The organism is Serratia sp. (in: enterobacteria) (genome assembly GCF_046715635.1).
Classification (GTDB): Bacteria; Pseudomonadota; Gammaproteobacteria; order Enterobacterales; family Enterobacteriaceae; genus Chania.
Window position 1 is genome coordinate 1 of the sequence record NZ_JBKJYW010000366.1, and the last position, 6,292, is coordinate 6,292.

The following is a 6,292-nucleotide window of genomic DNA, read 5'->3' on the forward strand; positions in this document are numbered from 1 at the left end:
TATTTCATGTCCCAATTGCTGGATGGCGATCTGGCCGCCAACAACGGTGGCTGGCAGTGGGCCGCCTCCACGGGCACCGATGCCGCACCTTATTTCCGCATCTTTAACCCAACCACTCAGGGCGAACGTTTTGATCCAAAAGGCACTTTTATCCGTAAATGGTTGCCTGAACTGGCGGATGTACCGGACAATGAGCTCCATCAACCCCATCGCTGGGCGGAAAAGCAGCAGCAGAGGCTGAACTATCCGCCGCCGATAGTCCAACACCAGCAGGCTCGGCTGGAGACGTTGGCGGCTTTTGAAGCGGCCAAGCGAGGGGGACTTTAAAGTAACAGCAAGGAGCTTCGTGATGATGAAGAAACTACTGGCCCTGTGCCTGGGCGGTTATTCCGCGTTGGCCGTGGCCGGTTTTGACGTAGTGGCGCTGGGCGTCGACGGTGGCGTCAGCGACGGCAATCTGACTTCTTATCTGATCCGCAGTGATAGCCAGACGCAGTATCTGGCACTGGATGCCGGGACGCTGCTGCCGGGCATTGCCAAAGGGTTGGAAAAGGGCAGTTTTCCGCAGGTCACGCTTGAGCTGGCCGCTCCCTACACCCCACAGGGCTATATTTTCCGTCAGCTGATTGGCGGTTACTTCATTAGCCACGGCCATCTGGATCACGTCGCTGGGCTGATCCTCGGTTCACCAGAAGACAGTAAGAAAACCGTTTATGCGCAGGCCGATACCGTATTGACGCTGCGCAATCATTATTTTAACTGGAAAGCCTGGCCCAACTTTACCGATGCCGGTAACGGCTCGCGGCTGGGCACTTACCGCTTGCAAACGGTACGCCCGCTGCAGCGTGTCACCCTGGGGCTGACCGGTTTGAGCGGGGTGATGTACCCACTTAGCCACGATCGCTATCCCTCTTCGATGTTACTGGTGGCCGACCGTGAAGGATCATTTGCCTACTTTGGCGATACCGGGCCGGACGTGCTGGAGCAGTCACGCAATCTGGATAACGCCTGGCGCGAGCTGGGGCCGCTGATTGAGCAGAAGAAGCTAAAGGGCATGATTATCGAAGCCTCTTATCCGAACGAGGTGGATGACAAGCATCTGTATGGTCATCTGACCCCGGCCTGGCTACTGAAGGAGCTGAAAAACCTCCAGCAGTACAGCGGCGGAGAGGGATCGTTAAAAGATCTGCCGGTGATCATCAGCCACATTAAGCCCAGCCTGAAACAGGGGGAAGATGTGCGTGCTACCATCAAGCAACAGCTGGATCAGGGCAACGATCTGGGGGTGAAATTTATCCTGATGGAACAGGGCGATCGGCAACAATTTTGAATGAGAGTGAGATGACTATGCGTAACCTCGATCTGGAACATCTGATCAACAGCGAACTCAACTGTGCGGCCTTCCAGGACTACGCGCCAAATGGCCTGCAGGTAGAAGGGCGGGCGCATGTGCAGCGCATCGTGACGGGGGTGACAGCCTGCCAGGCATTGTTGGATGCGGCGGTGGAACATCAGGCGGATGCCATCGTGGTGCATCATGGTTACTTCTGGAAAAACGAAGCACCCGCAGTGCGCGGCATGAAGCGTAACCGGCTGAAAACCCTGCTGAGCAACGATATCAACCTGTATGGCTACCACTTGCCGCTGGATGCACACCCGGAACTGGGTAATAACGCACAGTTGGCAAAAGCATTGGGTATCCGTGTGATCGGCGAGATCGAGCCTTTGGTGCCGCACGGAGAATTTGAGCAACCGCTCAGCGCGGGTGAACTGCAACAGCGTATCGAAAGCCGTCTTGGCCGAGCGGTGTTGCACTGTGGCGATAATGCTCCGCAGGCAATCCGTCGGGTGGCCTGGTGTACCGGAGGCGGTCAGGGGTTTATCGACAGCGCGGCGCGATTTGGTGTTGATGCCTTTATCAGCGGAGAAGTTTCTGAGCAAACCATTCATACGGCGCGGGAGATGGGTGTGCACTTTTTTGCTGCCGGTCATCACGCTACGGAACGCGGTGGGATCAAGGCGTTGGGCGAGTGGTTAGCGCAACATCATGGTTTTGACGTCACCTTTATCGATATCCCCAATCCGGCCTGATTTGCCTATGGGTTCGGTAAAACGAACCCTTTAGCGCTGCTAATCCCTTATTTTCCCGAAGGTTGCTCTCTTGACAGCCGACGCTGCGTCCCGCATAACTGATACGTTTCGCAAATAATAAAATACCCTGTGAACTTCAAGTTGCTATCAAATGACCCGCTCATTCGTTCGTGAGCGGTCAGTCATGCTGCGGCTTGAAACACGACGAGTATAAGGAGATTGGGGTGCAACGAGCACAATATTACCTGCTAGGGGAACGCGCTGTAGTGCTTGAATTGGCACCCCCGGTGACGCTGCAAAGTCAGCAGCGCATCTGGGCATTGGCAGAAAAGTTAAATCACCACACTGACGTGCGGGAAGTGGTGCCGGGAATGAATAACCTGACGCTGTTGCTGTATACGCCGCAGGCCGATGCCGAGGCGATGCTGGAACTGCTGCGTCAAGGATGGGAAGGCAACGAAAGTCTGGTTCCGGAGTCTCGCGACGTCGATATCCCGGTGATCTATGGTGGCGAATATGGCCCCGACCTGGATGAGGTGGCTCGGCATACCGGCATGACGCCGCAACAGGTGGTGGAATGCCATTCGTCCACCGCGTATGTGGTTTATTTCCTGGGCTTCCAACCTGGTTTTACCTATCTGGGGGGGATGTCTGAGCGTCTGGCCACCCCTCGCCGAGCGGAACCACGCCTGTCTGTTGCTGCGGGTTCTGTGGGGATCGGTGGCGGCCAGACGGGGATCTATCCGCTGGTCACGCCGGGTGGTTGGCAACTGATTGGCCGCACGCCGCTGGCGCTGTTTAATCCTGATGAAATGCCGCCGACGCTGCTGCGCCCGGGCGATAACGTGCGCTTTGTGCCGCAAAAGGGGGGCGTATGCTGAAGATCTTGCGAGCCGGTATTTACACTACCGTCCAGGACCTGGGACGTAACGGTTTCCGGCGTTTGGGCATCAGCCAGGGCGGTGCTCTGGATATTCCCGCGCTGAAAATAGCTAACCTGTTGGTAGGCAACGCGCCAGAAGCGGCCGGGTTGGAGATCACGCTGGGGCAATTCAGTGCCGAATTTACCCATAATGGGTGGATTGCGCTGACCGGTGCGGGCTGCGATGCTCAGTTGGATGGCAACTCTTTGTGGACAGGCTGGCGCTATCCGGTAAAAAAAGGCCAGCAACTGACGCTGAAGATGCCGAAACGCGGGATGCGCAGCTATCTGGCGGTGTCTGGCGGCATCAATGTTCCGGAAATGCTGGGCTCACGCAGCACCGATCTGAAAGCGGGCTTTGGTGGATTGGAAGGCCGGCAGTTGAAAGAGGGCGACCTGCTGCCAGCGGGTAAGCCGCAGGCGCTGCCGACTACGGTCATCGGTGTGAAACAGCCGCTGTTCAGCAACCGGATCAGGGTGTTGACCGGGCCGGAATATGACGAGTTCAGCCAACAGGCACAGGACGACTTCTGGCGCACCGCCTGGCAGCTCAGCCCGCAGAGTAACCGCATGGGTTATCGCCTGCACGGTGGCAGTGCCCTGACGCGCACTACTGAACGGGAAATGCTTTCGCATGGCCTGATACCTGGCGTCATTCAGGTTCCTCACAACGGCCAGCCGATCGTCTTGATGGCCGATGCTCAGACTACCGGGGGTTACCCGCGGATTGCCTGCGTGATCGAGGCCGATCTCTTCCACTTGGCGCAGATCCGCCTGGGGGATGCGCTTCACTTTATCCCTTGCACCCTGGCAGAAGCGCAGCGCGCCAAGGCCGAGCAGGATCACTTTATTCAACAGATTGCCTGGGGGGTTAAATGATCGTCGATTTAAATGCCGATCTCGGTGAAGGCTGCGCGAATGACGAAGCGCTGTTGCAGTTGGTCAGCTCGGCCAATATTGCCTGTGGCTTCCATGCAGGGGATGCGCAGACCATGCGCCAATCGGTGCGCTGGGCGTTGCAATACGGTGTGGCGATTGGTGCTCATCCCAGTTTCCCGGATCGGGAAAACTTCGGTCGCACCCGGATGCAGTTACCGGTAGAAACGGTCTATGCCCAAGTGGTGTATCAGTTGGGGGCGCTGGCCGCCATTACCCGTGCTGAAGGCGGCGTGATGGCCCATGTGAAACCGCACGGCATGCTCTACAACCAGGCTGCGGTAGAACCTGAACTGGCCGAAGCCATTGCCCGTGCGGTGTTGGCGGTAGACCCTTCGTTACGTCTGGTGGGGTTGGCCGGCAGTGAGCTGATCCGCGCAGGTGAAAAACTGGGGTTGGCGACGCGGCAGGAAGTGTTTGCCGATCGCGGCTATCAGGCCGATGGAACATTGGTGCCTCGTGGGCAACCAGGGGCACTGATCGCCAGTGATGAACTGGCATTGCAACAGACGCTGGAAATGGTTCGCCACCAGCGTGTACGAACCGTTGAGGGGGACTGGGCCTCCGTCAAGGCTGAAACCGTTTGCCTGCACGGTGACGGGGAACATGCGCTGGCCTATGCCAGGAAGTTGAGAGAGAGCTTTGCTCAGCAGCAGATTCGCGTCAGCGCCACATAAAAAAATAATGATTACAGCAAACACAACATTGCCCGCCAGACCGAGGGCGACAAGAGGGAAGTGAATATGGAACAAGCGGTAAACCTCTGGCCACTGATAGGCATCGCTGCCATCGTGGTTGGATTTGTATTACGTTTTAACCCGGTACTGGTGGTGATTGCTGCCGGTATTATCACCGGGCTGGCGGCGCTGATGCCGTTGGATGTCATTTTGGAAAAGCTCGGTGAGGGCTTTCTCAATACCCGTAACCTGCCGCTGATCCTGCTGTTACCGCTGGCGGTGATTGGTCTGTTAGAGCGCCACGGCTTGAAAGAGCGTGCGCAGGCGTGGATTGCCAAAATCAAAAGCGCCACCGCCGGGCGTTTGCTGATCGTCTATCTGTTTGTGCGTGAAGTGACTGCCGCCATGGGCTTGACCAGCCTGGGTGGACACCCGCAGATGGTGCGTCCGTTGTTGGCACCGATGGCGGAAGGGGCTGCGGAAAGCCGCTATGGCGAATTGCCGGAGCATGTACGCCACCGCCTGCGTGCGATGTCTGCTTCTACCGATAACGTCGGGTTGTTCTTTGGTGAAGATATTTTCGTCGCCTTTGGTGCGATCATCTTTATGCATAACTTTATGTTGGAATCTGGCGGCATTCAGACCGAACCGCTGCACATTGCACTGTGGGGGATCCCAACGGCGATCTTTGCCTTCCTGATCCACTCTTTCCGTTTGTATCGCATGGACAAACAGCTAACCGTCGAACTGAGCAAGCTTAACCAGGCGGCGATACAGGCGAAAGGAACAGACCAATGAATTTCCAACAACAATATCTTTATTGGCTGGCGGGTGCGGTACTCCTGATCGTTGCCGTGATGTCCTTACGCGATAAGGCCAACCCACGCCGTGTCACTACCGGTCTATTTTGGGGCTTGTACGGGCTGATTTTCCTGGTAGGCGATTGGACCTACGGGCTATTTGGCAGCGGGGCGGAAGCCAAGCGTCAATTACATATCGTGGTGGGCGTGTTGGTGGTGGTGATGGCTCTGATTGCCGGTTTCGGCGGTGTGCGTCTTGGCAGCTATCATCAACGTAGCCCGGAAGAGCGTGAGACCAGCGCTAAACGTTTGGGTAATCGCCTGTTTATCCCGGCACTGGCGATCCCGGTCGTCACGGTGATCGGCGTGTTGCTGTTCAATAATATTCCCTCCCTGCAGCAGGCGGTGTTTGGCAGCGGTAACCACGCCACCTTGGTTACGCTGTTCTCTATGACCCTCGGCTGTTTGCTCGGCCTGGTTATTGCGGTGAAGATGACCCATGAGAAAGCGTTGCAGCCGGTGCAGGAGGCTCGCCGCCTGCTGGACTCCATTGGCTGGGCCTTTATCCTGCCGCAGATCCTGGCTACCCTTGGCCTGTTGTTCACCGTTGCGGGCGTTGGTACGGCCATCTCCCACTTAACGCAGGAATACCTGGCGGTAGATAACCGCTTTATCGCCGTAGCGGTGTATGCCATCGGTATGGCCGTGTTGACCATGATCATGGGGAACGCGTTTGCGGCTTTCCCGATTGTCACTGCGGGTATCGGTATTCCGATCCTGGTACTGCAACATGGTGGTAACCCCGCGGTGATGGCGGCTATCGGCATGTTCTCCGGCTATTGCGGCACGTTGATGACGCCAATGGC

The 6,292-nt window shown here is 57.0% G+C and carries 8 protein-coding genes; all 8 read left to right on the top strand.

What is annotated here, in order from left to right:
• Window positions 1-327, top strand: a 327-nt coding sequence (locus ACLQ7H_RS19180) for an FAD-binding domain-containing protein (protein ID WP_411754039.1), incomplete at its 5' end; no start/stop codon positions are given.
• 22 nt (window positions 328-349) lie between these two features.
• Window positions 350-1,330, top strand: a complete 981-nt coding sequence (locus tag ACLQ7H_RS19185) for an MBL fold metallo-hydrolase (RefSeq protein WP_411754040.1) — start codon at window positions 350-352, stop codon at window positions 1,328-1,330.
• Window positions 1,331-1,347: 17 nt separating this feature from the next.
• A complete protein-coding gene (locus ACLQ7H_RS19190; RefSeq protein WP_059201989.1) occupies window positions 1,348-2,091 on the top strand; it encodes a type 2 GTP cyclohydrolase I in 744 nt (247 codons plus the stop codon).
• A 224-nt stretch (window positions 2,092-2,315) separates the two neighbouring features.
• Complete coding sequence (pxpB, locus tag ACLQ7H_RS19195) at window positions 2,316-2,972, top strand: 5-oxoprolinase subunit PxpB (protein ID WP_411754041.1); 657 nt, start codon at window positions 2,316-2,318, stop codon at window positions 2,970-2,972.
• Window positions 2,966-3,892: a 5-oxoprolinase subunit PxpC gene (pxpC, locus tag ACLQ7H_RS19200; protein WP_411754042.1), complete on the top strand. Its 927-nt coding sequence runs from the start codon at window positions 2,966-2,968 to the stop codon at window positions 3,890-3,892. The genes pxpB and pxpC overlap by 7 nt, the downstream gene beginning before the upstream one ends.
• The gene (pxpA, locus tag ACLQ7H_RS19205; RefSeq protein ID WP_411754043.1) at window positions 3,889-4,626 is read left to right on the top strand and encodes a 5-oxoprolinase subunit PxpA; all 738 of its coding nucleotides are present in this window, start codon (window positions 3,889-3,891) and stop codon (window positions 4,624-4,626) included. The genes pxpC and pxpA overlap by 4 nt, the downstream gene beginning before the upstream one ends.
• 66 nt (window positions 4,627-4,692) lie before the next feature.
• Window positions 4,693-5,424 (top strand): DUF969 domain-containing protein, encoded by a 732-nt coding sequence (locus tag ACLQ7H_RS19210; RefSeq protein WP_411754044.1) that lies wholly within the window; start codon window positions 4,693-4,695, stop codon window positions 5,422-5,424.
• On the top strand, window positions 5,421-6,292 hold an 872-nt coding region (locus ACLQ7H_RS19215; protein ID WP_411754045.1), incomplete at its 3' end, for a DUF979 domain-containing protein. The genes ACLQ7H_RS19210 and ACLQ7H_RS19215, both read left to right, overlap by 4 nt.